Here is a 21,287-nt window from a genome sequence, read left to right on the forward strand (position 1 = left end):
GTCGGTGTTCCGGTCAGGCGGCCTTGCCGCCGAGCAGGCGGTGCAGCCAGGACGGATTGGCCGCCGCCGCTGCGGCGCCGGCCGGGCGGCCCAGCACGCGGTCGGCCAGCGCCAGCAGGGCCTGCTCGAAACCGCGATGGCGTGCGAGCGAGAGCGGGCCGGCGAGCAGGCCGTCGGCCAGCGCGCTGCCGGCGTGCGGCAAGTGCAGATCGATGCGGCGGCCGACGAACTCTTCGAACTGGCTGCGGCTGATCGCCGGCCTGTCGGCGGGGCGCACGGCGTTGGCGACCAGCAGCAGGCGCTGGCCGGCGCTCTCGTCGCCGATCTCGGCGAGCAGGCGGTGCACGTGGCGCGCGTGCTGCACGGTCTGTTCGCACAGCACGATGCGGATCTCGGCGTGTTCCAGCACTTCGGTGACGCCTTCGGTACGGCAGGCGGGCAGATCCCACACGCTCAGGGAGAACAGCTGGCTCAACGCGCCGCCCAGCTGCAGCACGTGTTCGGGGTCGACGGCGACGTGCGGGCCGGGGCGCTGGGCGAGCAGATGCAGGCGCTGCGCCGCCCCTTCCTTGCCGCCCGCGCCAACGGCCTGCAAGCTGCGCTGCAGCAGGCGCGGATCGATCTCGGGCGCGGCGAGCACCGAGGACAGGCCGGCGTCGGCCTCCATGCCGAGCAGCAGGGGAAGGTCGCCTTTTCCGCGGTCGAAATCGACGAGCACGGTCGGCGTATGCCGCACGCTGGCGAGCAGCCTGCCCAGGCCGGCGACCACGGTGCTGGTGCCGATGCCGCCGCCGGCGCCGATGACCGCCACCGTGCGGCCGGCGCGCACCGCCGCGCCCAGGCCGAGCGGCGTGCCGTCGGCGGCGCGTGCCAGGGTGGCGGCGAGCAGGTCCAGCTTGAGCGGCTTGACCAGATAGTCGAAGGCGCCGGCCTGGAGCAGGGCGCGGTAGAGATCGACGTCCTGGCGCTCGCCCAGGGCGATGATCTGCGTGGTCGGGCCGTACAGGCCGGCCAGTTCGTTGAGGGCCTGGAGGGGATGCGCGGCGCCGGAGAGGTCGACCAGCAGGACGGCCACCGGTGCATGGTCCGCGCACCAGGCCGCGGCTTCGCCTGCGCCGCCCGCCTGCAGGGCGGCCGGCGTGCGCTTCAGGCGCTGCAGCAGGTCCGCCAGCAGGGGCAGGTCGGCGGCGGCGGCGAAGACGGCCAGGTCGCCGTCTTCGTGCTCATGCTGGGAAGAGGTGTTGTCGCTCATGCTCAGTCGTCGTTGTCGAAGTTGATGTCGATGAGGTCGCGCAGTTCGCCGGTCTGGTAGCGCTCGACGGCCAGCGCGGCGGCGCTGCCATCGGCGCCTTCCAGCGTGCGCGGGCGCGTGAGATCGCGCGGGTCGCTGACCATGCGGGCGATGTTGGCGCGGTTGGCGCAGCCGAGCGGGCCGACGCCGCGATAGGGGTGAACCATCCAGTCCTGCGGCTTGGCCACGCTGCAATCCGGGGTGATCACGGCCAGCGCTTCGGATTGCAGTTCGAGATCCCAGCGCTGGCGCTGGGCGACTTCGAGGCGCTCGGCGTCCGCCGGGATGGCGAGCACCTGCGGCGCGTTGGCGCCGCTGGCCGCGAGGGCGCTGGCGAGGCGCTGGGCGAAGGCTTCGCCGCGCGCATTGAAGGGGGTGATGCTGAGGCGCTGCGCATGGAGGCGGCCCTGGCTGCCCAGCATGGCGTTGGCCTGGCGCAGGGATTCGGGCGTGAGCCCCTGGCCGTCCGCGGACACTTGGAGCGCGAGGGCGAGCGCGCGCGGTTCGACGGTGGGCGCCTCGGCGACCGTCTGCGGGAACCGGCTGGCGCGCATGGCGTGGATGGGGGTTTCGCAGGCGGCGAGCAAAAGCATGAGTGGCAGGATGGCCAGTGCCAGATTGGCGGGGCGGTGGCGGGGCAGGGTTTTGGTCATGGCTTGGGGGCGCTGGCAGGTCAGTACAGGTAGCCGGCGGTGGCTTCGCGCGGCACCAGGGAGTCGATGGTGGCCAGCGCGCGGCCGGGCACCTGGAGGTCGGCGGCGGAGACCGGATCGACGACGTTGGCGGTGACCAGGATCACCAGCTCGGTTTCCTGGGATGCGGTGGACTCGTTTTCGAACAGGCGGCCCAGCCAGGGGATGCTGGACAGGCCCGGCACGCCGGTGACTTGCTGCGAGGAGTTCGAGCGCAGCATGCCGGCGAGCGCGAAGCTCTGGCCGCTGGCCAGTTCCACGGTGGTGTCGGCGCGGCGCACCTTGAAGGCGGGAATGGTGGAGCCGCCGGTAAGCGTCACGGAGCCTTCGTCGGTGAGTTCGCTGACTTCCGGCGCGATGTGCAGGCTGATGCGGTTGGCCGACAGCAGGGTCGGGGTCATGCGCAGGATGACGCCGTAGGACTTGTAGTCGATCTGTACGTTGTTGTTGGTGATGATGACGACGGGCACCTCGCCGCCGGCGGCGAAGGCCGCGCTTTCGCCGGACATGGCGGTGAGGTTGGGCTCGGCCAGCACCGTGGCCATGCCTTCGCTCTGCATGGCGGTCAGCAGCATGCTCAGGCTGCCGATGCGGCCATTGCGCGGCACGAAGCTGCCGCCGAGCATGACGCCGCCGGTGACGCCGGAGGCGTCGAACACCGTCGAGCCCCCGGTGGCGATCTGGATGCTGCCATCCGCGCCGAACAGGCCGTGCTTCGGATTGAGCACGGTGGACCAGTTGAATCCGAGGTCGTGCGACAGCGAGCGCGATACTTCCACCACGCGTACCTGGATGTTGATCTGCGAGGACAGCTCGACCTTGAGCTGGTTGACCACGCCGCTCTGCTGGCCGCCGCCTCCGCCTTGGCCTGCGCCGCTCGAAGCATTGGCGTCGAGGTAGGCCTGGACCTGGTCGACGACCTGCCTGGCCTCGATCGGCGTGCGCACCGTGCCGCGCACGATGATGCGGTTGTTGAGCGCAGGCTCCAGTTCGACACGGACATCCGGCACGGAGCGCGAAATCTGCGCGCGCAGGGCGTCGAGGTTGTGTTCGGCGACGATGCGCACGGCGGCGATCACGGCGTCCTGGGCGTCCAGCGCGTACAGCGTGGTGCTGCCCACGCGCTCGGCGAAGACGAACAGGCTGGTGGGCGAGGGCACCTGGAAGCTGGCGACCCTGGGATCGGCGACGAGCACCTTGGCCGCCGCGCGCGGCAATTGGAGCAGATTGCCTTCGCGCACGCGCAGGGTCATCTGGCTGGTTTCGCCGATCTGGCGCAGGGATGGCGGCAATGTGGACGGGCTGCTCAGGACTTCGACGGCAGCGCCCTGGGCATCGGCCGCCGCGCAGGCCGGCGTGGCGATGCCGGACAGGCAGCCCAGCGCGACGATCAGGGCCAGCAGGGAGGGGCGGTGTTTCATGTACGGGCGCGACGGATGGGAAGTGGAGGCGGTCATGAGGTGGGAGTGGTTTCTGGGGGCAGCGCCCCGACGTGGATCAGGGGGCGCGGTTGAAACTCAGGACGCCTTGCTGGTTGCCCTGGAAGGTTTTCACCGTGACGGCGGTGGCGGAGCCGGTGGGTGCCCGGAAGATGGCGGTGGCGTCGTCGATGCGCGTGACCTGCCGCGCAGCGGCGGGCTGTATGTCCTCCACTTCGTCGTGGACGCCGCGCAGGGCCACCTGCAGGGTGCCGGCTTCCTTGGCCACGGCGAGCTTCTCGGCGGCCTCGGGGGTGACCTCGAGGGTCAGCGTCTCGAAATGCGGCCGTGCGGACGACGTGCGGGGCCTGTCGGCAGCGGTTTCTTCCTTGGTGCCTGCCGGGGCGATGCTCGCGGCGTTGTTGTTGAGGGCCAGCACGCGCACGTGCCGCAGGATCGTCTGGGCCGCCAGCGAAACCAGCGGGTTTTTCGCTTCGCTGCCGGCCGTCGTTTCGGAACTCGTGCCGCGCTCCAGGCTCAGGATCACGTCCACCCAGTCGCCCGCCGACACGAGGCCGGCGTTGCTGGAAACGGCGCTGGTCGGGATGGAAATCGCGCGCATGCCGGGCGACAGCACGGCGGCGATGAAGCCGGGCTCGCCGGGGCGGACCAGCATGTCGTTGGAGAGGGGTTCGCCGGCCGCGAGCGGGCGGCGCAGCGCGGCACCGGTCAGGCTGCGCTCCTGGGTGCGCCGTTCGCCCTCGCCGGCGGCGGTGAAATGGCTGGCATGCACGCTCGCTTCGGGGCGTTCGCGCCATTCGAGCGCGGCGGCGTCGAGAAAGGCCCCGGGCGACAAATCCCGCCGCGCGGCCAGCACCTGGTAGACGACCGGTTTGGCTGCCTCGACCTCCTTGATGATGGTGACCGGCGGCGGTGGCTTCATCAGTACGCGGGCGACGAGAGCGGTGCCGGCCGCCAGCGTCAAGGCGCCGGCCAACAGCAGAACGGATGAGGTTTTCAATGCAGACTCCGTGATACGGGTACGGGCGGGGCGGTCAGGGGGAAACGTGTCGGACCAGCCCTGCGTCAGCTGCCGTAAAGTACGATTCCGGCACCCAGTGCGATTGCGATGCCGTAGGGAATGCCCGGCGTGGCGTGTTCACTCAGTGCGACGGGTTGCGGCGGGTCGGGCAGCCGCAGCAGGAAGAAAATTTGCATGAAGCCGTGGGCGAACCGGGTTTCCAGGGCGCTCAGCAGCGGCAGCGCCAGGGCCAGCAGGCCGCCGCACAGCGAGGCGGCCATCAGGAAGACGATGGCCTGGTCGCCGAACCACAGGCACAGCACCGCCATCAACTTCACGTCCCCGGCGCCCACCCAGCGCAGGCTGAACAGCACGCAGCCGATCACCAGCACGAAACCCGCCGCCGTGGCGCCCGCGACCAGATCCTGCCACCCCGGGAACGTGCCCTGCCAGACGGAGAGCGCGGTGCCCAGGCCCCACACCAGCAGCAGGGCCAGTACCAGCCTGTTGGCGATCCGGCGGTAGAGGAGGTCCGTTACGGCGATCCATGCGAGCACCGGCGCGAGGAAGATGAGGTTCAATGAAGACGCCACGGCGGGGCTGGCCGGATCAGTTGCTGGCGTCTTTCTTGATGTCGGTGCCGGAAGAGGTGATGTCTGCCGCGATGGCGGTGAACTTGTCGCGCAGGGCCGTCACGAAGGCGCCGTCCGAGCCGAAGATGACGCCGACGGCGGCGGCCATGGCAGCCGCGAGAATGCCGTACTCGATGGCGGTGACGCCGCTTTCGTCATGCAGGAAGGCTTTCAGCTGCCGGGTGAAGGAATTCATGAAGTGCTCCTTGGAGGTGATATGGGGGGCGTCCGTTTGTCTAGACAGATGCTTGTGCGATATTAAGAATCGTTCTTGTTTGTAGCGCAACACATGAAGCATTAAGAGTTCTTAATTAAGAGTTCTTAACAAATCGTTGAAAGAATTTGCACGGCAGGCGTGCCGGTGCGTGGGCCGCCCCGGGCGGTGCTGCGAGCAGCCATTCCGCCGGCCTGCTCCCGCAGGGCGGCCGGCGAGAGACGCCTGCAGGGGTCTGGCATTCCGCTTATCGTGGACTTATGATTTCGCGCTGCTGCCGCTCCGTGGCGGCGCAGGCATCGTCCGCCGTGATTCGACCCATGTTCCGCAACGCTCTCCAACTACGCACCGGCGCGCTCATCGCGATTTTCGCGGTGCTGCTGGGCGCGCTTGCGCCGACCGTCAGCCGCGCGCTGCTTGCGGATGCGCGGGGCGATAGCGCGTGGATGGAGGTGTGTACCCCCGACGGCATGATGCAGGTGGCCGTCGGTGCCGGCGGCACGGACGGCCCCGGCGATGCCGCGGGCAGCATGGACGCATGCGCCTATTGCTGCCCGCACGCGGGTTCGTTCGCGCTGTTGCCGCAAGTCGCCCAGGGCTGGCAGCTATCCGCCGTCACGGCAGACGTCCATGCGCGTTCCCCGTCCGTTGTTCCCCGCGCGCAGTCCGCGTGGGCGCCGCTCCAGCCCCGCGCCCCGCCTTCCCTTTCCTGATCCTCGTCTAAAACGCCGTGCGTCGTTCCCTCGGAACGGCGCTTGCGCGCGCACAAGCAGGCTTCTGGCCGATCCGTCCGCCGTCCGCCCTGGCCCTCGATGAGGCCGGGCGTCCGCCGTGCCGTCGTCCCGACGTCCCACCCCCGCTTGCCCGGACACTCTTCCCGCTCCCTCGCGGGAACGCTGGATATCGCTAAAACGCTGATTTTCTTTGCAGCTTTTGTTGCTTGACTCTGGTGTCCGGTCGGCTCGTAGGCTGACCACATGAGCCTGAATACTTCTCCATCCCGAGTCCTCACCATCGGTGCGCTTGCCCGTGAGTGCGGTGTGCCCGTCGATACCTTGCGCCACTGGGAGCGCGAGGGATTGCTGGAGCCGTTGCGCCGGGCCAGTTCCGGCTACCGCCAGTACGACCGTGGGTCGGCCGACCGGGTGCGCTTCATCCAGAGCGCCAAGACGCTGGGTTTCACCCTGGTGGAAATCGCCGAACTGCTCGACTTCTCCACCGACGCCGAACACGGCGTCCAGGGCGTGAAGGACCGGGCCAGCCGGCGTCTGGCCGAGATCGAGCGGCAGATCGGCCAACTGGTGGCGATCCGCGACCGGCTGTCCAGGCTGGTGGAAGCCTGCCCGGGCAGCGGTTCGCCGGATTGCTGCCCGATCCTGACGGGGATTCGCGAAGAGGCGGCCGCAGAGCCGCGGGCTTGCTGCGCCAAACCGCCCGCGACCTAGCGCGGGTGTTGGATCGAACCGCCTCGCAGGCGAGGGCGGCCCGGATGGTCAGGGGCCGTTTCGGCCGGTGGCGGGTAGCTTGAACAAATTGAAAGGGGTTGATGTTCCATGAAGAAAGTACTCGATTGCGCGTGCGCGTGCGCGTGCGCCGCGCCTCGTCCGGCCGTGCTGGCCGTCCTGGTTTCCGCCGCGTTTTCCTCGGTCGCCTGGGGGCAGTCCTCTACGGAGGATATCTATCTCGAACCGGTGGTGGTGACCGATACGGAGCTGGGAAGCTACGTCAGCGAAGTCACGGTGGGCGGCAAGGAGCCCCTCACCGCGCGGGAGATTCCCCAGTCGGTCTCCGTGATCACCCGCAAGCAGATCGAAGACCAGGACATGGTCACCATCACCGAGGCGATGCGCCAGGTGACCGGCGTCAACGTCATCGCCAACGATACGGTGAACAACCAGTATTTCGTCCGCGGTTACGGGCTTGGCGTCATGTACGACGGCGTGCCCTCCTATAACGGCATGACCCCTTCGCACCAGCTCGACTTGGCCGCTTATGAACGTATCGAGGTGCTGCGCGGACCGGCGGGTGTGCTGCGTGGCTCCGGCGAACCGGGCGGCGTGGTCAACTTCGTCAAGAAGCGGCCGCGGGACAAGTTCGGTTTTTCCTGGGAGGCGAGCGCGGGGTCGTGGGACAACTATCGTGCCGCGGGGGACGTCACCGGCCCGTTGAATCAGGACGGAAGCCTGCGTGGGCGGCTGGTGGTTTCCAACGAGGACCGCCGCTATTTCTACGACCACACGCAGAGCAAGAAGTGGCTGGGTCTGGCCGCCTTCGAATACGACGTCACGCCGCGCACCACCCTGTCGCTGTCCTTCGCCGCGCAGGACCAGGACGTGGATGCGCCGTGGTCCGGCCTGCCTGCCATCCGCAATCTGACCGACCCGGACAACGGCGTGTATCCGTTGCTGGACGTGGCGCGCTCCACCTTCCATGCGCCGGACTGGGGCAAGCTGAGCTACAAGACCGAGGAAACCACGGCCAGCGCCGAGCACCGCTTCGACAACGGCTGGGTGGCCAAAGCGGTGGTCAATCATCGCAAGCAGAACCAGTACTACAAGTACGCCTTCATCGGCACGGGCGTGCACCCGGTCACCAACCTGGTCGATTACTGGACCCAGCGCGGCGACTACGACTACACCCGCGACGGCCTGGACCTGTATGCCAGTGGCCCGTTCGAGTTCCTCGGACGGACCCACAACTTCCTCGTCGGCTGGAACACCGAGGTCTACAACAGCAAGGGGAAATTCGCCTGGGGCCCCGATTTCTTCGATGTTCCCTTCGGCGATACCAGCAGCCTGATCGAACCGGACATCGATTACGCCTCCGGCAGCGAGAGCGAAACCAAACAGCACGGTCTCTACACGCAAGTGCGCCTGAGCGTGGCAGACCCGCTGACCCTGGTGCTGGGCGCGCGCACCACCACGTTCAAGGCCAAGTCCCGCAACCGGGCACCGTCGAACCCGACCGCATGGCGCGACGGCGCCGAGGCCGACAACGAGATCACGCCCTACGGCGCGGTGCTTTTCGATCTGAACCAGAACATCACGCTGTACGGCAGCTATACCAGCATCTTCGCGCCGCAGACCCAGGAGAAGCTCGGCGGCGGCACGCTGGATCCGCGCACCGGCCACCAGTACGAACTGGGCGGCAAGGCCGAGTTCTTCGACGGCAAGCTCGCCGCGTCGCTGGCCGCCTTCAACATCCGCGACAAGGACCGCGCCTATGCTGCAACCCCTCCGAACGACAGCTTTTATCTCAATGCCGGGGAGATCGAGAGCAAGGGCTGGGAGGCCGAAGTCAGCGGTTCGCCGCTGCCGGGCCTGGACCTGATTGCCGGCTACACCCGCCTGACCACGCGCTACCTGAAGGATCGCAGCAGCCAGGGGATGGACTACTCCATCGCCTCGCCGAAGCACCAGTTCAAGCTGTGGGCCAACTACCGCTTCGCCCAGGATAGCGATCTGGCCGGCTTCAGCGTCGGTCTCGGCCTGCTGGCGCAGAGCAAGACGCAAAGTTCGCGCGGCTGGCGCGACCAGTTGCTGAACAGCGGCTACGGCGTGGTCAACGGGCGCATCGCGTACCAGATCGACAAAAACTACTCGCTGAGCCTGCTGGTGAACAACGTGCTGGACCGCAAGTACTACGCATCCGTAGGTACTCCGAACATCTACAACTTCTACGGCGAACCGCGCAACTTCACGCTGACGCTCCGTGCAACGTACTGAGGAAATGGGCGGCCAGGCAGCGGTGGCCGCGCCGCCGCTTCCCGCGAGGCCGGCGGACGTCCCGCCGGCCTCGCGGCGCGCGCGCCTGGGCGCCGCCTGGCGGCTGGCGCGCGCCTACTGGGTGTCGGAGGAGCGCTGGCCGGCGCGCGGGCTGCTCGCATTGGTGGTCGTACTCGATCTGCTGATCGTGTATCGCTACACGCGCATCAGCTACTGGCAAAAGGACTTCTACGATGCCTTGACCAACTACGACGTCGACGCCTTCTACCTTGGCCTGCTCGAACTGCTGATCATCGCCATGATCGGCATCGTCCTCGACGCCAGCCGCACCTACACCGCGCAGTACCTGGAAATCCGCTGGCGCAACTGGATGACCGACGTTTTCCTGCAACGCTGGTTCTCCGGCAGGGCCTACTATCGTTTCGAACGCGGCAACGGGGCCGACAACCCCGACCAGCGCATCGCCGAGGACCTGCGCCTGATGGCCAGCAACACCCTGGAACTCGGCCTGGGCCTGCTGAGCAACCTCACCACGCTCGCCTCCTTCGCCGTCATCGTCTGGGGGCTGTCCGGCACGCTGTCACTGGCCTTGGGCGGCACCACGCTGGAGGTGCCGGGCTACATCTTCTGGGCCGCCGTGCTGTACGCCCTGGCGGGCTCGTGGGCGATGGAGAAGATCGGCGGCCGCATGGTGACGATCGACTACACCCAGCAGCAGCGCGAGGCGGACTTCCGCGTGCTGCTGGTGCGGGTGCGCGAATACGCCGAGCAGATCGCCTTCTACCGCGGCGAAAAGGCCGAGGAAGCGCGCTTGCGCGATTCCTTCCGGGCCATCCGCGCCAATTGGCGCGAGATCATGACCTACACCAAGCGCATCACCATCGCCGACAGCTTCTATACCGAGGTCGGCGCCATCGTGCCCACCTTGCTGGTCGGGCCGCGCTACTTCGCCCACCAGATGACCTTCGGCGATTACATGCAGCTCGGGCAGGCCTTCATGCGGGTGCGCGTGTCCCTGTCATGGTTCATCTATAAATACAAGGAACTGGCCCTGCTGCGCTCGGTGTACCGGCGCCTGGTGGAGTTCGAACGCGTGCTGGCCCATCCGCCCGACGCGCGGACGCTGGTCCGGCCCGAGCCGGATGCCGCTGCGATCGAGGCGCGCGGCCTGAGCCTGCGTCTGCCCGACGGCCGACAGCTGGTCGATACGCTGGACTGGCGCATTGCCCCCGGCGAGCGCTGGCTGATCCGCGGGCATTCCGGCGCCGGCAAGAGCACCTTGCTGCGCGCCCTGGCCGGGCTGTGGCCGCACGGCAGCGGGGAGATCGCCATGCCGGCGGGGCGGGAAATGTTCCTGCCGCAGCAGAGCTATCTGCCCGTCGGCTCGCTGCGCGCCTGTCTGTGCTATCCGAGCGATGAGCAGTGGTTCGGCATCGGCGAGTGCCTGGCGGTGTTGCGCGAGGTGGGGCTGGAGGAGTTGGCCGGCGAACTGGACGTGCACGACAACTGGGCCAAGCGCCTGTCGCCCGGGGAGCAGCAGCGTCTGGCGTTTGCGCGCCTGCTGCTGCACAAGCCGGCCTGGGTGTTCCTGGACGAATCGACGTCCTCGCTCGACCCGCGCAACGAGAGCCGGCTGTACGAACTGCTCATCGAGCGCTTGCCGGGCGCTGCCATCGTCAGCGTCGCGCACCGTACCAGCCTGGCGCGCTTCCATACGCACGCCCTCGAACTCGGCGAGGGGCGCGCGGCGGTGGTGGCGCCATGACCGGGCGCTTGCGCGGAGGGGGCGGGGAGCGCTCCTCGACGCATGCCGTCGCCTTCCTGCTTGCCCTGGGCCTGCATGCCGCCCTCGGCGCGTGGATGTTGAGCCGGCCCAGCGGGCTGGTGTCGGCGGGGGATACGCCCCAGCCCATGTTCGTTGCGCTGATCGACGCACCCGGCCCCGTGGCGGAAGTGCCGGAACCGTCCGCCGTTGCCGAGCCGCCGCCCGCGCCGCAGCCGGGCAAGCCGGCGGTGCGTCCGCGCGCCGAGCCCGCGCGTCCGGCGGTCAAGCCCCGCAAGCAGGCCGAGGAGAAGGTGCTGGAGACGGCCGCGGAAACCGCGCTGACCTCGGCGCGGGAGGCCACGGAAGCCGCCGCGTACGAGTCGCCGGCCACCGCCAGCCCCGCGCCGGCGGCCGAAAGCGCCGCGCGCCCGGCAGCCGCCGCGGCGCAAGGCGTTCCGGCGGCGGAGTCCGCCCGCCCGGTGGCCTACGCGGAGGCCTCCTATCTGCACAATCCGCGCCCGGCCTACCCGCTCAAGGCACGCCGCCAGCGGGCGGAGGGCAAGGTGCTGCTGCGGGTGCTGGTGACCGAGGAAGGCAGGCCGGCCCGGGTGGAAATCATCGCCAGCTCGGGTTCGGAACTGCTGGATCATGCCGCCCGCGAGGCGGTGGAAAGATGGCGCTTCGTCGCGGCGAAACGGGGGGATTCCCCGGTGGAGGCCACGGTGGTGGTGCCGGTTGTATTCAAGATAGGAGTCGGTTGAACATGGATGTGGATGCGTTCGGTATTCAACACCTCTGGGCGCAGGCCGATACGGTGATCCGTGTCGTTGCCGCGGCCCTGCTGGCGATGTCGGTGGCGAGCTGGTACGTGATCGCCCTGCGCGGCCACCGCGTGCTGCGCGCGAGCCGCCAGCGTGTGGTGCTGCAAGGCCTGTGGGCGCTGCGGCGGCCGGAAGAGGTGGCGGAAGCCCTGGAGCGGCGGGCTGCCGGGTCGGTATTCGCGGAGCTGGCCGGGCGCACGGTCGCGGCCGTCGAGCAGTGGAAAACGCATGGCGCGGGCACGCCGGACGCCGAGGACTGCGTGGCAAGGGCCTTCCGCCGGGTCGCCGGAGAGGCCGCCGCACGGCGCGAGCAGGGCCTCACCCTGTTGGCCTCGGTGGGTTCCACCGCGCCGTTCATCGGCCTGTTCGGCACGGTGTGGGGGATCTACCATGCCCTCGTGGCCATCTCGGCATCCGGCGCGGCCACCCTCGACAAGGTTGCCGGGCCGGTCGGCGAGGCGCTGATCATGACCGCCTTCGGCCTGTTCGTGGCGATTCCGGCGGTGCTCGCCTACAACGCCTTCGGCCGCGCCAACCGCATCGAGCAGGCCCGCCTGGAGTCCTTTGCGCACGATCTGCATGCCTGGCTGGAAGAGGCGGAACGGCGCGGCGGGCCGGCGCGTTTGTCGCAGCGTGCCGCGTCATGAAGATTTCCAGCGAAGTCGGCGCTGAGGGCGTTCCGCAGCACGAGATCAACATGGTGCCGCTGATCGACGTGATGCTCGTGCTGCTGATCATCTTCATGATCACCGCGCCGCTGGTGACCCGCGCGGTCGAGGTCGATCTGCCGCGTGCCGCCGCGCCCGTGCAGGAGCGGCCGGCGGTGGTGGCCCTGTCCATCGACGCGGCGGGCGGCCTGCACTGGAACGGCGCCGCGTTGGCGGATGCGGAGCTGGCGGACAGGTTGTCGGCGGCGGCCGCGACGACCCCCCAGCCCGAACTGCACCTGCGCGCCGATCGGGCGACTCCTTACGAGCGCGTTGCCCGGACGCTGGCGGCCGCACGCGCCGCCGGCCTGGAACGCATCGGCTTCGTCATGCTGCCGGAAGGTTGATCGCAGGACGGCAGATGATTTTTCATCTGTGCTTCCATGATGATTGAACTTATCTAAAGTTTTTTAGATAATTTTCTGCATGGAGGGTTTCAACATGGCGAAACGGCAACTCACGGCGACGGAAGCATTCGACCTGCGTCAAGCGCTCCACGTTGCGACCTTGGACGCCTTGATGGCATCACGACGCTGGGAACCGGGCGATCTCGTATTCCAAGGGGGGACCAGCCTGCATCTGGCCCACGGTTCACCCCGGTTCAGCGAAGACCTGGACTTCCTCGTCCGTTCCGCGCTCAAGCTCGATTCCATCGGCGAGTCGGTTCAGGCCCGCCTCGATGGCACCGCCTGGCTTCCCGGCGACACGCGCCTGACCGTCGGCAAAGCCAAGGACGGACGCAACCCTCATGCTTTCGTTGTGTCCATCGGCGGCCCCGAAGTGATCGGTGCCGTGCGGGTCAAGGTCGAGATGTGGCAGACCCAGGAGACGGCACTGTCTGCCGTGAAAGCCATCATTGCCCCGGTGAGGCTGGCCCGTGGGCCTGCCGCCGGCATGCAAACCTTCGTGCCCACGGCCGACCTGCCGGAAATTTTCGCCGACAAGGTCTTCGCGCTCGCGGCACGCGCCTATCTCAAGCCCCGGGATGTGTTCGACCTGCACTGGCTTGGCACTTACGGCGGCCTGCGAGAGTGCTCGGCAGACGACCTGCGCGTCAGGCTTGCGACCTACCCCGGCGAGACGCCGTCGGCGTGGCTTGAAAAAGCGTTCGCACGCCGTATGGAACTGCGCGACGCCGGGGATGCCATCACCACCGACCTCAAGCGATGGTTGCCTTCGTCATGGCCTTTGACCGAAAGCATGACGAAGGACATGGCCCGGTTTGCGATTCATGCCCTTGAGCAAGGCATTGATGCGATGCGCGAGGTCGGGGCCGGGTACCCCGGCGATGATGAAATCCCAAGGCCATGAGACAGCAAACCTCAGCCATCGTGCGGCTGCAAAGTCTGCCGCCCATTTTCCGTGGCGCCGATCTGACGATCCGCTTCCAATGGACGTCCAAGGCCGCCTCCCAGTACCTCTACCTGTGGAAACGGCGAGGACTCGTGCAGGGGCTTGGCGGACACAGCGACGTGTATGCCAACCTGCTGACGAATCCGAGGCCCGACTGGGAAAAGGCGGTTCTGACCGCCATGCCCTCTGCCGTGGCCATCGGCATCGAGGCACTGCGTCAGGCCGGATGGACGACACAGGTGCCTCATCGTCCCAGCGTTGCCGTGAATGCCAGGCAGTCGGTGTTCAACGTCGCCCCCTTCGAGATCGTCGCCCGCGATCCCAAGTGGTTCGAGGCGGCCCGCAGCGGCATCCAGGGCGACCGTGCCTTGGGTCTGCCCGTGCTGCGCCCGTCCTGGGCACTGGCTGACATGCTGCGCACCCACGGCTGGGGAAAATGCGGCTTGTGGCCCGATGACATCGACTGGGACGAGATCGGCGAGCAGGACGAAGCGGACTGGCAAGCTGCCTGTACAGCCTTTGGGATGGCTTGCCGCTCCCTTCAGGAACAGGCCGTCGCATCCCGCTGACCCGGAAAATTACCTGTCGCCCGACGTTGATCCCTTGCCGCGGGTGCCGGCGGCAAGCCGCCTTCAGCCGGCCGCTTCGTGCAGGTGGCAGGCCGCGTGGCGCCCGGGGGCGATCTCGCGCAGCGCCGGGCGTTCTTCGCGGCAGCGCGCGAAAGCCCGCGGGCAGCGCGGGTGGAAATGGCAGCCGGGGGGCGGGGCGAGCGGCGAGGGCAGTTCGCCGCGAATGGCGACGAAGTGCTTCTTCTCCGCCTTGAGCGTCGGGGTGTCGGCCAGCAGGGCCTGGGTGTAGGGGTGGGCCGGCGCGGCGAACAGTTCGTCCGCCGGGGCGAGTTCCACGACGCGGCCCAGGTACAGGATGGCGACGCGGTCGCACAGGTGGCGCACCACGCCGAGGTCGTGGCTGATGAACAGATAGGTCAGGCCGAGGCGGCCGCGCAGTTCGCCGAACAGGTTGAGCACCTGCGCCTGCACCGACACGTCCAGCGCGGCGACCGGTTCGTCGCAGACCAGCAGCGCGGGCTTCACCGCCAGCGCGCGGGCGATGCCGATGCGCGCGCGCTGGCCGCCGGAGAACTGGTGCGCAAAGCGCCCCGCGGCGCCCGCGTCCAGCCCGACCTGATGCAGCAGCCCGGCAACGTATTCCGCCTGTGCGGCGCGGGTGATCAGCCCGTGCGTGCGCGGCGCCTCGGCGATCAGTTCGCCCACCCGCATGCGCGGGTTCAGCGAGGCGGAAGGGTCCTGGAAGACCATCTGGATGCCGTGCGCGGCCACCGGCGTGGCGTCGATCTCTGCGCCGCGCCACAGGCGGCGGCCGTGCTCGGGCCGCAGCAGGCCGGCGGCGACCCGGCCGAGCGTCGATTTGCCGCTGCCGGATTCGCCGACCAGGCCGAGCACCTCGCCCGCGCCGATCTCCACATCGACGCCGTCCAGCGCCTGCACGCGCGCGGGCGGGGGCAGCCAGCCCAGATGCATGCCGAGGCGTTCGAGCCAGTCCGGGCGCGGGCCGAAGTGCTTGTGGATGCCGCGCAGGGCGAGCAGCGGCGGCGTGTTCATGGCGCCTCCAGGCTTGCGGCCGGGCCGGACAGGGCCGCGCCCGGGGGCAGCGGATGCCAGCACAGCGCGCGTTGCCCGCTGGCCGGTTCGGCCTGCGGGGGGGGGGGCAGGCACTGTTCATCGGCGCGCGCGCAGCGCGGATGAAAGGCACAGCCGGCCGGCAGGGCCGCCAGCGGCGGCGCGGCGCCGGGAATCGGGCGCAGCGCTTCGCCGCGCCGGTGCCCGCGCGCCAGCGCGGCGGCCGGGGTGGAATCGAGCAGGCCGCGCGTGTAGGGGTGGGCCGGGCTTTCCAGCACCTGCGCGGTGCTGCCCTGTTCGACGATGCGCCCGGCGTACATCACGCACACGCGGTCGGCCAGCCCGGCGACCACCGACAGGTCGTGGGTGATCCAGATCAGCCCGGCGCCGGCCTCGCGGCACAGGGTCTGCATTTCGTACAGGATCTGCGCCTGGATGGTGACGTCGAGCGCGGTGGTGGGTTCGTCGGCGATGATCAGGTCCGGTTCGTTCAACAGCGCGATGGCGATGGCCACGCGCTGGCGCATGCCGCCGGAAAGCTGGTGCGGATAGCTGCGCAGGCGTTCGCCCGCGGCGGGGATGCCGACGCGCACCAGCGCGGCGTGCGCGCGGTGCAGCGCCTCGGCGCGCGTGAGGCGGCGGTGGGCGAGCACGGTTTCGACCATCTGGGTGTCGATGCGCAGCACCGGGTTGAGGGTCAGCATGGGGTCCTGGAAGATCATCGCGATGCGGTCGCCGCGCAGGGCCTGCCAGTCCTTCGCCGGCAGGCCGCGCAGTTCGCGGCCGCGCAGGCGCACCGAGCCGCCGGCGATGTAGCCGGGCGGGTCGACCAGGTCGAGCAGCGAATAGCCGGTCATCGACTTGCCGGAGCCGGATTCGCCCACCAGCCCGAGGATTTCGCCGGCCGCCAGTTCGAAGCTCAGTTCGTTCACCGCCGTCACGTCGCCGCCGCGCGTGCGAAAGCGCGTGGTGAGGCGTTCGACGCGCAGCAGGGTTTGCAGGTCTTGGGCGGCGGGCGTGCTCATTGCGGCCTCAGGCGCGGGTTGAGCACCTCGCGCAGACGGTCGGCGACCAGGTTGAGCGCGACGATGGTGAGCAGCAGGGCCACGCCGGGGAACACGCTCATCCAGTAGCGCCCGGAGTACAGGTACTGGAAGCCGTTGGCGATCAGCAGGCCCAGCGAGGGCTCGGTGACCGGCAGGCCCAGGCCGAGGAAGGACAGCGTGGCTTCCAGCGCGATGGCCGCCGCCACCTGCAGCGCGGCCACCACGATGAGCGGCGGCAGGCAGTTGGGCAGCAGGTGGCGGAACAGGATGCGCGGCGTGGACAGGCCGAGCAGGCGCGCCGCCTCGATGTATTCCCGGCGGCCTTCCACCAGCGCCGCGCCGCGCGTGGTGCGCGCGTAGTAGGCCCATTGCGAGGCCACCAGGGCGATGACGATCTTGTCCGTGCCCTGGCCGAACAGCGCCAGCAGGATCATCGCGGTGAGGATGGCGGGGAAGGACATCTGGATGTCCACCGCGCGCATCACCAGGGCGTCCGTGCGTCCGCCCGCGTAGCCCGCCGCCAGCCCCAGCGACATGCCCAGGGCCAGCGCCAGCAGCGTGGCGGCGAAGCCCACCGCGACGCTGATGCGCAGGCCGTAGAGAATGGCGGAGAGCATGTCGCGGCCCTGGCCGTCGGTGCCCAGCAGATAGGTCAGCGAACCGTCGGCGCTGAGGCTGCCCGGCGGCAGGCGGGAATCCATGATGTCCAGGCGGGCGAGGTCGTAGGGGTCCTGCGGGGCGATCCACGGCGCGGCCAGCGCGGCCAGCACGATGGCGAGCAGCAGTGCCAGCCCGCCGAGCGCCAGCGGGCTGCCGGCATACGCGCGGGCGAGCGCGCGCCAGCCGCCGGCGGCGTCGGTGTGCGAAACGCCACCCGTCATGCCGCCTGCCCCCCGGCGAGGCGCACGCGCGGGTCGAGCGCCGCATAGAGCACATCCACCACCAGGCTGATCAGGGTGTAGATCAGCACGATCAACAGCAGGTAGGCCACCACCACCGGGCGGTCGAGCAGGGTGATGGAATCGAGCAGCAGCTTGCCGATGCCCGGCCAGGCGAAGATGGATTCGGTGACCACCGAAAAGGCGATCAGCGTGCCGAACTCCAGGCCGACCACGGTGATCACCGGAATCATGATGTTCTTCAGCACATGCACGCCGACGATGCGCCGGGGCGCCAGCCCCTTGGCGCGGGCGAAGCGCACGTAGTCCTGTAGCAGCGCCTCGCGCGTGCCGCTCTGGGTCAGGCGGATCACCAGGGCGAGCTTGAACAGCGCCAGGTTGAGCGCCGGCAGCAGCACGTGGCGCCAGCCCTCGGCGCCGAGCAGCGACCAGTGCATCCCGAGGACTTCGCGCGTCGGCCCGCGCCCGCCGGAGGGCAGCCAGCCGAGGTAGACCGAGAACACCATGATCAGCATCAGCCCGACCCAGAAGGTGGGCAGCGAAAAACCCAGGATGGAGCCGGCCATGATGGTCTTGCCGCTGGCCGAATCCGGCCGCAGCCCGGCCCACAGGCCGAGCGGAATGCCCAGCAGCACGGCGATCAGCAGGGCGCTCACGGCCAGTTCCAGCGTGGCCGGCAGGCGCTGCAGGATCAGCTGCAGCGCCGGCGTGCCGTGCAGGAAGGAGTTGCCCAGGTCGCCGCGCAGCGCGTTGGCGAGAAAGCGCCCGTACTGCACCCACACCGGCTGGTCCAGCCCCAGCGCGGCGGCCACGCGGGCCACGTCGGCCCGCGTGGCCTGCGGGTCCACCAGCATGTCGAGCGGGTTGCCGACGGCGTAGATGCCGACGAACACCAGCAGCGACATGATGAACAGCACGTTGACGGTCTGCAGCAGGCGGCGCAGCAGGAACAGGGTCATGCGCGGGTTCCGGCCGTGGGGCGCTCAGCGCACGCTGCGGATCTCGTGCGCAAAGGTGAACTCGTCGATGCGTCCGTCGTAGGCGAAGCCCTTGCGCAGCGCCCAGGTGGCGAGCTGGTGGTGCGAGGGGATCACCGCCAGGTCGGTCAATGCCACGCCGGCCGCTTCGCGGGCGAGGCGTTCGCGCTCGGCCGGTTCCACCGCCGCCAGCGCGCCGGCCACCAGTTCATCCACCTTCGGGTTGCTGTACTTGCCCCAGTTCCAGGTGCCCCAGCCGGTGTCCGGGTTGGGCGTGCCGGCGATGGAGCGCAGGGTGAAGTCCGCCGCCAGCGAGCCCCAGCCGAGCAGGGCGAAGCTGTATTCGTGCGCGCGCGCCTTGCCGAAGTAGGTGGCCACCGGCTGGGTATCCACCTTGGTGCGGATGCCGACGCGGTTGAGGAACTGCGCCACCGTCTGCACCACCTGCTCGTCGTTGATGTAGCGGTTGTTGGTGCCGTGGATGGTGAGCGAGAAGCCGTCCGGGTAGCCGGCCTCGGCGAGCAGCTTCCTGGCCCCTTCGGGGTCGTAGGCATCGACCTTGATGGCGTCGTTGTAGCCGAAGATGCCCGGCGCGTTGATGTTGGAGGCCGGCACCGCCAGCCCTTCCAGGCTGCGATCCACCAGCGCCTGGCGGTTGATGGCCTTGGAGATGGCCTGGCGCACGCGCAGGTCCTTCAGCGGGTTCTTGTCCAGTGGCTTGCCGGCGTGGTCGGTGACGAAGGGGCTCTGGTCGCGGAACTGGTCGAGCTGCCAGAACAGCGTGCGCCAGGTGGTGTGCTGGGCCAGCGTGACCTGGCTGTTGGTCTTGAGCCTGGCGAGGTCGGCGGCGGGCACGTTCTCGATCACGTCCACGTCGCCGGCCAGCAGCGCGGACAGGCGCGGCGCGCCGGAGGCGAGAATGCGGAAGCTGACCTTGTCCCACTCCGGCCGCTTGCCCCAGTGGCGCTCGTTGCGGGTGACCTCGATGCTTTCGCCCTTGCGGAAGGCGGCGAACTTGAACGGGCCGGTGCCGATCAGCGCCTTGCCGGTGTTGAAGTCCTCGGTTGTGGCGTTTTCGGCGGCCTTCTTCGACACCACGTAGATCGAGATCAGGTCCAGCGGCAGCGGGCCGTAGGCCGACGCGGTGTGCAGATGCACGGTGTGCGCGTCGATGGCTTCCTTCTTGACGATCTGGTTGGTGTAGCTGGTGAACGGGCCCGGGCTGTTCTGGATGGTGGCCGGGCGGTCGAGGGAGAACACCACGTCCTCGGCGGTCAGCGGCGTGCCGTCGGAGAACACCACGCCCTGGCGCAGCTTGAATTCCCAGGTGGTCGGCGACAGCGCGCGCCAGCTTTCCGCCAGCCCCGGCACCAGTTTGCCCTTGGCGTCGGATTTCACCAGGGTGTCGAAGATGTGGTCGGAAAAGGCGATGTTCGGCGCGATGTTGACGAAATGCGGGTCCAGCGAGGTGACGTCGGACGACAGGCCGATGCGCAGGTCGGCGGCCCAGGCGGGCAGCAGGGCGCCGGCCAGCAGGGCGCCGAGCAGCAGGCGCGGGAGGCGGGGCGAACGGCGGGGAGATGACGTGTGCTGGGGCATGGATGAACCTCCTGGCGGATGCGGGAAAGGCGCGGACGAGGTGCGCCGCGATGCGTTCCGCATTGTCCGCCGCCGGTGCCAGCGGACGGAACGATGAAATATTGGATTGCTTATGCCCGTGCGTGCCGAGGCGGCGCGGACGCTTCAGGAGCGCAGTGTGGCGATCAGCCGTTTCGGATGAAGCAACAATTCCAGCGCATCCACGACGTTCGTGCAAACGATGTGCGCGCCATTCACCGTGGCCGTCGAGCCGCCCTCGCGCTGGATCAGCGCGATGCCCAGCGCCGCGGCGCCGACCATGCTGTGGTCGTTGCGGCCGTTGCCGATGGCCGCCAGCGTGCCGGCACCCAGTTCCTCGACGTAGCGCAGCTTGGTCTCGGCCTGCGATTCCAGCGGCGCGATGACCAGCCGCACGGGCAGGTTCGCCAGTTGCGCGCGCGCCAGCCCGAAGGTGTCGGCGGTGATCACATGCACGTCGAGGTCGGCGGCCAGCCGGGTGAGCAGTTCGGCCACGCCGGGCAGCAAGTGGCCGTCGACGGCCAGCGTGCCGTTGTAGTCGGAGACCAGGTGGCGCAGTTCGAGGCGGCCGAAGCCGGGGATGTCGATGGCGATCATGATTTCATCATTGTGCCGGTTTTTCCACCGGGCCGCGCGCCAACCAGCGCTCGGTGAGCCACAGCCCGGCGAGCAGGGCGGGCAGCAGGATCCACGCGGCGGGGGAGAGCGCGCCGCCGGCCACCACCGCGGGGCCGGGGCAGTAGCCGGCCAGCCCCCAGCCGGCACCGAACAGCGCGCTGCCGATCAGCAGGGGTGCATCGACCCGGCCGCCGCCGTGGTCCAGGCGGCCGGTGGCGCGATAGCCCAGGTGGGCGGCGCCGATGGCGCCCACCATGACCAGCGCCAGCGACGGGTCCCAGGCCCCGGCCACGTCGAGAAAGGCCAGCACCTTGGCCGGGTCGGTCATGCCGGAGACGATCAGCCCGGCGCCGAACAGCAGGCCGGCGGCCAGCGCGCCCAGGGTTTCGCGTGCCTTCATGCGCTGTCTCCCGCGAGATGGCGCAGGGCGAACACCACCAGCCCGGCCGTGCCCATGAACACCGCCACGGCCCACAGCGAGCGCGGCGACAGGCGCGCCAGGCCGCACACGCCGTGGCCGCTGGTGCAGCCGTTGGCCAGGCGCGTGCCGATGCCGACCAGCAGCCCGGCAACGATCAGGCGCGGGAAATCCGCCGTCGACCAGGGTTCGCCGGTCAGCGGCAAGCGGGGCGCCAGCACGCCGAGCAGCCAGGGCGCGGCCAGCAGGCCGGCAGCGAAGGCCACCCGCCAGGCGGAAAAGCCGCCGCGCCGCGCGAAGCCGGCGAGGATGCCGCTGATGCCGGCGATGCGCCCGCTGCTCCACATCAGCACCACGGCCGCCGCGCCGATCAGCAGCCCGCCGAGCAGCGCGGACCAGGGGGTGAAGGTTTGCCAGTCGATGTGCATGCGGC

23 protein-coding genes are annotated in these 21,287 nt (G+C 69.2%); 9 read left to right on the top strand and 14 right to left on the bottom strand.

Annotated elements, in window-relative coordinates:
- Positions 1-13 precede the first annotated feature (13 nt).
- From E6C76_RS02410 to E6C76_RS02435, 6 genes are all read right to left on the bottom strand, one after another.
- Positions 14-1,252: a response regulator gene (locus E6C76_RS02410; protein WP_136346659.1), complete on the bottom strand. Its 1,239-nt coding sequence runs from the start codon at positions 1,250-1,252 to the stop codon at positions 14-16.
- A 2-nt stretch (positions 1,253-1,254) separates the two neighbouring features.
- Positions 1,255-1,944, bottom strand: coding sequence for a CpaD family pilus assembly lipoprotein (locus E6C76_RS02415; RefSeq protein WP_136346660.1), 690 nt, complete (start codon positions 1,942-1,944; stop codon positions 1,255-1,257).
- 20 nt (positions 1,945-1,964) lie between these two features.
- The gene (locus E6C76_RS02420; protein WP_136346661.1) at positions 1,965-3,404 is read right to left on the bottom strand and encodes a type II and III secretion system protein family protein; all 1,440 of its coding nucleotides are present in this window, start codon (positions 3,402-3,404) and stop codon (positions 1,965-1,967) included.
- A gap of 76 nt (positions 3,405-3,480) precedes the next feature.
- Entirely contained in the window at positions 3,481-4,422 is a 942-nt protein-coding gene (gene cpaB, locus E6C76_RS02425; protein ID WP_168734211.1) for a Flp pilus assembly protein CpaB, read from the bottom strand.
- Positions 4,423-4,487: 65 nt separating this feature from the next.
- Positions 4,488-5,003: an A24 family peptidase gene (locus E6C76_RS02430; RefSeq protein ID WP_211090080.1), complete on the bottom strand. Its 516-nt coding sequence runs from the start codon at positions 5,001-5,003 to the stop codon at positions 4,488-4,490.
- A 28-nt stretch (positions 5,004-5,031) separates the two neighbouring features.
- The gene (locus E6C76_RS02435; protein WP_136346664.1) at positions 5,032-5,250 is read right to left on the bottom strand and encodes a Flp family type IVb pilin; all 219 of its coding nucleotides are present in this window, start codon (positions 5,248-5,250) and stop codon (positions 5,032-5,034) included.
- A gap of 338 nt (positions 5,251-5,588) precedes the next feature.
- Between E6C76_RS02435 and E6C76_RS02440 the strand changes: the two genes are divergently transcribed.
- From E6C76_RS02440 to E6C76_RS02480, 9 genes are all read left to right on the top strand, one after another.
- Positions 5,589-5,981 carry a DUF2946 domain-containing protein gene (locus tag E6C76_RS02440; RefSeq protein WP_168734212.1) on the top strand — a complete coding sequence of 131 codons (393 nt, stop codon included), beginning with the start codon at positions 5,589-5,591 and terminating at the stop codon, positions 5,979-5,981.
- 264 nt (positions 5,982-6,245) lie between these two features.
- On the top strand, positions 6,246-6,713 hold the full coding sequence (locus E6C76_RS02445) for a heavy metal-responsive transcriptional regulator (protein WP_136346666.1): 468 nt from the start codon (positions 6,246-6,248) through the stop codon (positions 6,711-6,713).
- Positions 6,714-6,821: 108 nt separating this feature from the next.
- Positions 6,822-8,993, top strand: a complete 2,172-nt coding sequence (locus tag E6C76_RS02450; RefSeq protein WP_136346667.1) for a TonB-dependent siderophore receptor — start codon at positions 6,822-6,824, stop codon at positions 8,991-8,993.
- Positions 8,980-10,758, top strand: coding sequence for an ABC transporter ATP-binding protein/permease (locus tag E6C76_RS02455; RefSeq protein ID WP_230976135.1), 1,779 nt, complete (start codon positions 8,980-8,982; stop codon positions 10,756-10,758). Before E6C76_RS02450 ends, E6C76_RS02455 begins: the two co-directional genes overlap by 14 nt.
- Positions 10,755-11,519, top strand: coding sequence for an energy transducer TonB (locus E6C76_RS02460; RefSeq protein WP_136346668.1), 765 nt, complete (start codon positions 10,755-10,757; stop codon positions 11,517-11,519). The genes E6C76_RS02455 and E6C76_RS02460 overlap by 4 nt, the downstream gene beginning before the upstream one ends.
- Positions 11,520-11,521: 2 nt before the next feature.
- Entirely contained in the window at positions 11,522-12,226 is a 705-nt protein-coding gene (locus E6C76_RS02465) for a MotA/TolQ/ExbB proton channel family protein (RefSeq protein WP_136346669.1), read from the top strand.
- Positions 12,223-12,633, top strand: coding sequence for an ExbD/TolR family protein (locus E6C76_RS02470; protein ID WP_136346670.1), 411 nt, complete (start codon positions 12,223-12,225; stop codon positions 12,631-12,633). The genes E6C76_RS02465 and E6C76_RS02470 overlap by 4 nt, the downstream gene beginning before the upstream one ends.
- A 94-nt stretch (positions 12,634-12,727) precedes the next feature.
- Positions 12,728-13,597 (top strand): nucleotidyl transferase AbiEii/AbiGii toxin family protein, encoded by an 870-nt coding sequence (locus E6C76_RS02475; RefSeq protein ID WP_168734213.1) that lies wholly within the window; start codon positions 12,728-12,730, stop codon positions 13,595-13,597.
- Positions 13,594-14,208 carry a hypothetical protein gene (locus E6C76_RS02480; protein WP_136346672.1) on the top strand — a complete coding sequence of 205 codons (615 nt, stop codon included), beginning with the start codon at positions 13,594-13,596 and terminating at the stop codon, positions 14,206-14,208. The genes E6C76_RS02475 and E6C76_RS02480 overlap by 4 nt, the downstream gene beginning before the upstream one ends.
- 63 nt (positions 14,209-14,271) lie before the next feature.
- On the opposite strand, the gene E6C76_RS02485 is transcribed toward E6C76_RS02480, so the two are convergent.
- From E6C76_RS02485 to E6C76_RS02520, 8 genes are all read right to left on the bottom strand, one after another.
- Positions 14,272-15,261 (bottom strand): ABC transporter ATP-binding protein, encoded by a 990-nt coding sequence (locus E6C76_RS02485; RefSeq protein ID WP_136346673.1) that lies wholly within the window; start codon positions 15,259-15,261, stop codon positions 14,272-14,274.
- On the bottom strand, positions 15,258-16,304 hold the full coding sequence (locus E6C76_RS02490) for an ABC transporter ATP-binding protein (protein WP_136346674.1): 1,047 nt from the start codon (positions 16,302-16,304) through the stop codon (positions 15,258-15,260). Before E6C76_RS02490 ends, E6C76_RS02485 begins: the two co-directional genes overlap by 4 nt.
- The gene (locus E6C76_RS02495; protein WP_136346675.1) at positions 16,301-17,206 is read right to left on the bottom strand and encodes an ABC transporter permease; all 906 of its coding nucleotides are present in this window, start codon (positions 17,204-17,206) and stop codon (positions 16,301-16,303) included. Before E6C76_RS02495 ends, E6C76_RS02490 begins: the two co-directional genes overlap by 4 nt.
- The gene (locus tag E6C76_RS02500; RefSeq protein ID WP_136346676.1) at positions 17,203-18,183 is read right to left on the bottom strand and encodes an ABC transporter permease; all 981 of its coding nucleotides are present in this window, start codon (positions 18,181-18,183) and stop codon (positions 17,203-17,205) included. The genes E6C76_RS02495 and E6C76_RS02500 overlap by 4 nt, the downstream gene beginning before the upstream one ends.
- A gap of 24 nt (positions 18,184-18,207) precedes the next feature.
- Complete coding sequence (locus E6C76_RS02505; RefSeq protein ID WP_136346677.1) at positions 18,208-19,800, bottom strand: ABC transporter substrate-binding protein; 1,593 nt, start codon at positions 19,798-19,800, stop codon at positions 18,208-18,210.
- Between the two features lie 144 nt (positions 19,801-19,944).
- A complete protein-coding gene (locus tag E6C76_RS02510) occupies positions 19,945-20,415 on the bottom strand; it encodes an HAD family hydrolase (RefSeq protein WP_136346678.1) in 471 nt (156 codons plus the stop codon).
- A 7-nt stretch (positions 20,416-20,422) separates the two neighbouring features.
- Positions 20,423-20,836: a DUF6691 family protein gene (locus E6C76_RS02515; protein WP_136346679.1), complete on the bottom strand. Its 414-nt coding sequence runs from the start codon at positions 20,834-20,836 to the stop codon at positions 20,423-20,425.
- Positions 20,833-21,282: a YeeE/YedE family protein gene (locus E6C76_RS02520; RefSeq protein ID WP_136346680.1), complete on the bottom strand. Its 450-nt coding sequence runs from the start codon at positions 21,280-21,282 to the stop codon at positions 20,833-20,835. The genes E6C76_RS02515 and E6C76_RS02520 overlap by 4 nt, the downstream gene beginning before the upstream one ends.
- Between the last annotated feature and the right edge of the window lie 5 nt (positions 21,283-21,287).

It is taken from the genome of Pseudothauera nasutitermitis, from assembly GCF_004801295.1.
GTDB classification, from domain to species: Bacteria; Pseudomonadota; Gammaproteobacteria; order Burkholderiales; family Rhodocyclaceae; genus Pseudothauera; species Pseudothauera nasutitermitis.

Bases quoted from the DNA above. Each gene is read 5' to 3' on its own strand.
- E6C76_RS02410 (WP_136346659.1), bottom strand. From the start codon at position 1,252: ATGAGCGACAACACCTCTTCCCAGCATGAGCACGAAGACGGCGACCTG.
- E6C76_RS02415 (WP_136346660.1), bottom strand. From the start codon at position 1,944: ATGACCAAAACCCTGCCCCGCCACCGCCCCGCCAATCTGGCACTGGCC.
- E6C76_RS02420 (WP_136346661.1), bottom strand. From the start codon at position 3,404: ATGAAACACCGCCCCTCCCTGCTGGCCCTGATCGTCGCGCTGGGCTGC.
- E6C76_RS02435 (WP_136346664.1), bottom strand. From the start codon at position 5,250: ATGAATTCCTTCACCCGGCAGCTGAAAGCCTTCCTGCATGACGAAAGC.
- E6C76_RS02440 (WP_168734212.1), top strand. From the start codon at position 5,589: ATGTTCCGCAACGCTCTCCAACTACGCACCGGCGCGCTCATCGCGATT.
- E6C76_RS02445 (WP_136346666.1), top strand. From the start codon at position 6,246: ATGAGCCTGAATACTTCTCCATCCCGAGTCCTCACCATCGGTGCGCTT.
- E6C76_RS02450 (WP_136346667.1), top strand. From the start codon at position 6,822: ATGAAGAAAGTACTCGATTGCGCGTGCGCGTGCGCGTGCGCCGCGCCT.
- E6C76_RS02460 (WP_136346668.1), top strand. From the start codon at position 10,755: ATGACCGGGCGCTTGCGCGGAGGGGGCGGGGAGCGCTCCTCGACGCAT.
- E6C76_RS02465 (WP_136346669.1), top strand. From the start codon at position 11,522: ATGGATGTGGATGCGTTCGGTATTCAACACCTCTGGGCGCAGGCCGAT.
- E6C76_RS02470 (WP_136346670.1), top strand. From the start codon at position 12,223: ATGAAGATTTCCAGCGAAGTCGGCGCTGAGGGCGTTCCGCAGCACGAG.
- E6C76_RS02475 (WP_168734213.1), top strand. From the start codon at position 12,728: ATGGCGAAACGGCAACTCACGGCGACGGAAGCATTCGACCTGCGTCAA.
- E6C76_RS02480 (WP_136346672.1), top strand. From the start codon at position 13,594: ATGAGACAGCAAACCTCAGCCATCGTGCGGCTGCAAAGTCTGCCGCCC.
- E6C76_RS02485 (WP_136346673.1), bottom strand. From the start codon at position 15,261: ATGAACACGCCGCCGCTGCTCGCCCTGCGCGGCATCCACAAGCACTTC.
- E6C76_RS02490 (WP_136346674.1), bottom strand. From the start codon at position 16,304: ATGAGCACGCCCGCCGCCCAAGACCTGCAAACCCTGCTGCGCGTCGAA.
- E6C76_RS02495 (WP_136346675.1), bottom strand. From the start codon at position 17,206: ATGACGGGTGGCGTTTCGCACACCGACGCCGCCGGCGGCTGGCGCGCG.
- E6C76_RS02500 (WP_136346676.1), bottom strand. From the start codon at position 18,183: ATGACCCTGTTCCTGCTGCGCCGCCTGCTGCAGACCGTCAACGTGCTG.
- E6C76_RS02505 (WP_136346677.1), bottom strand. From the start codon at position 19,800: ATGCCCCAGCACACGTCATCTCCCCGCCGTTCGCCCCGCCTCCCGCGC.
- E6C76_RS02510 (WP_136346678.1), bottom strand. From the start codon at position 20,415: ATGATCGCCATCGACATCCCCGGCTTCGGCCGCCTCGAACTGCGCCAC.
- E6C76_RS02515 (WP_136346679.1), bottom strand. From the start codon at position 20,836: ATGAAGGCACGCGAAACCCTGGGCGCGCTGGCCGCCGGCCTGCTGTTC.
- E6C76_RS02520 (WP_136346680.1), bottom strand. From the start codon at position 21,282: ATGCACATCGACTGGCAAACCTTCACCCCCTGGTCCGCGCTGCTCGGC.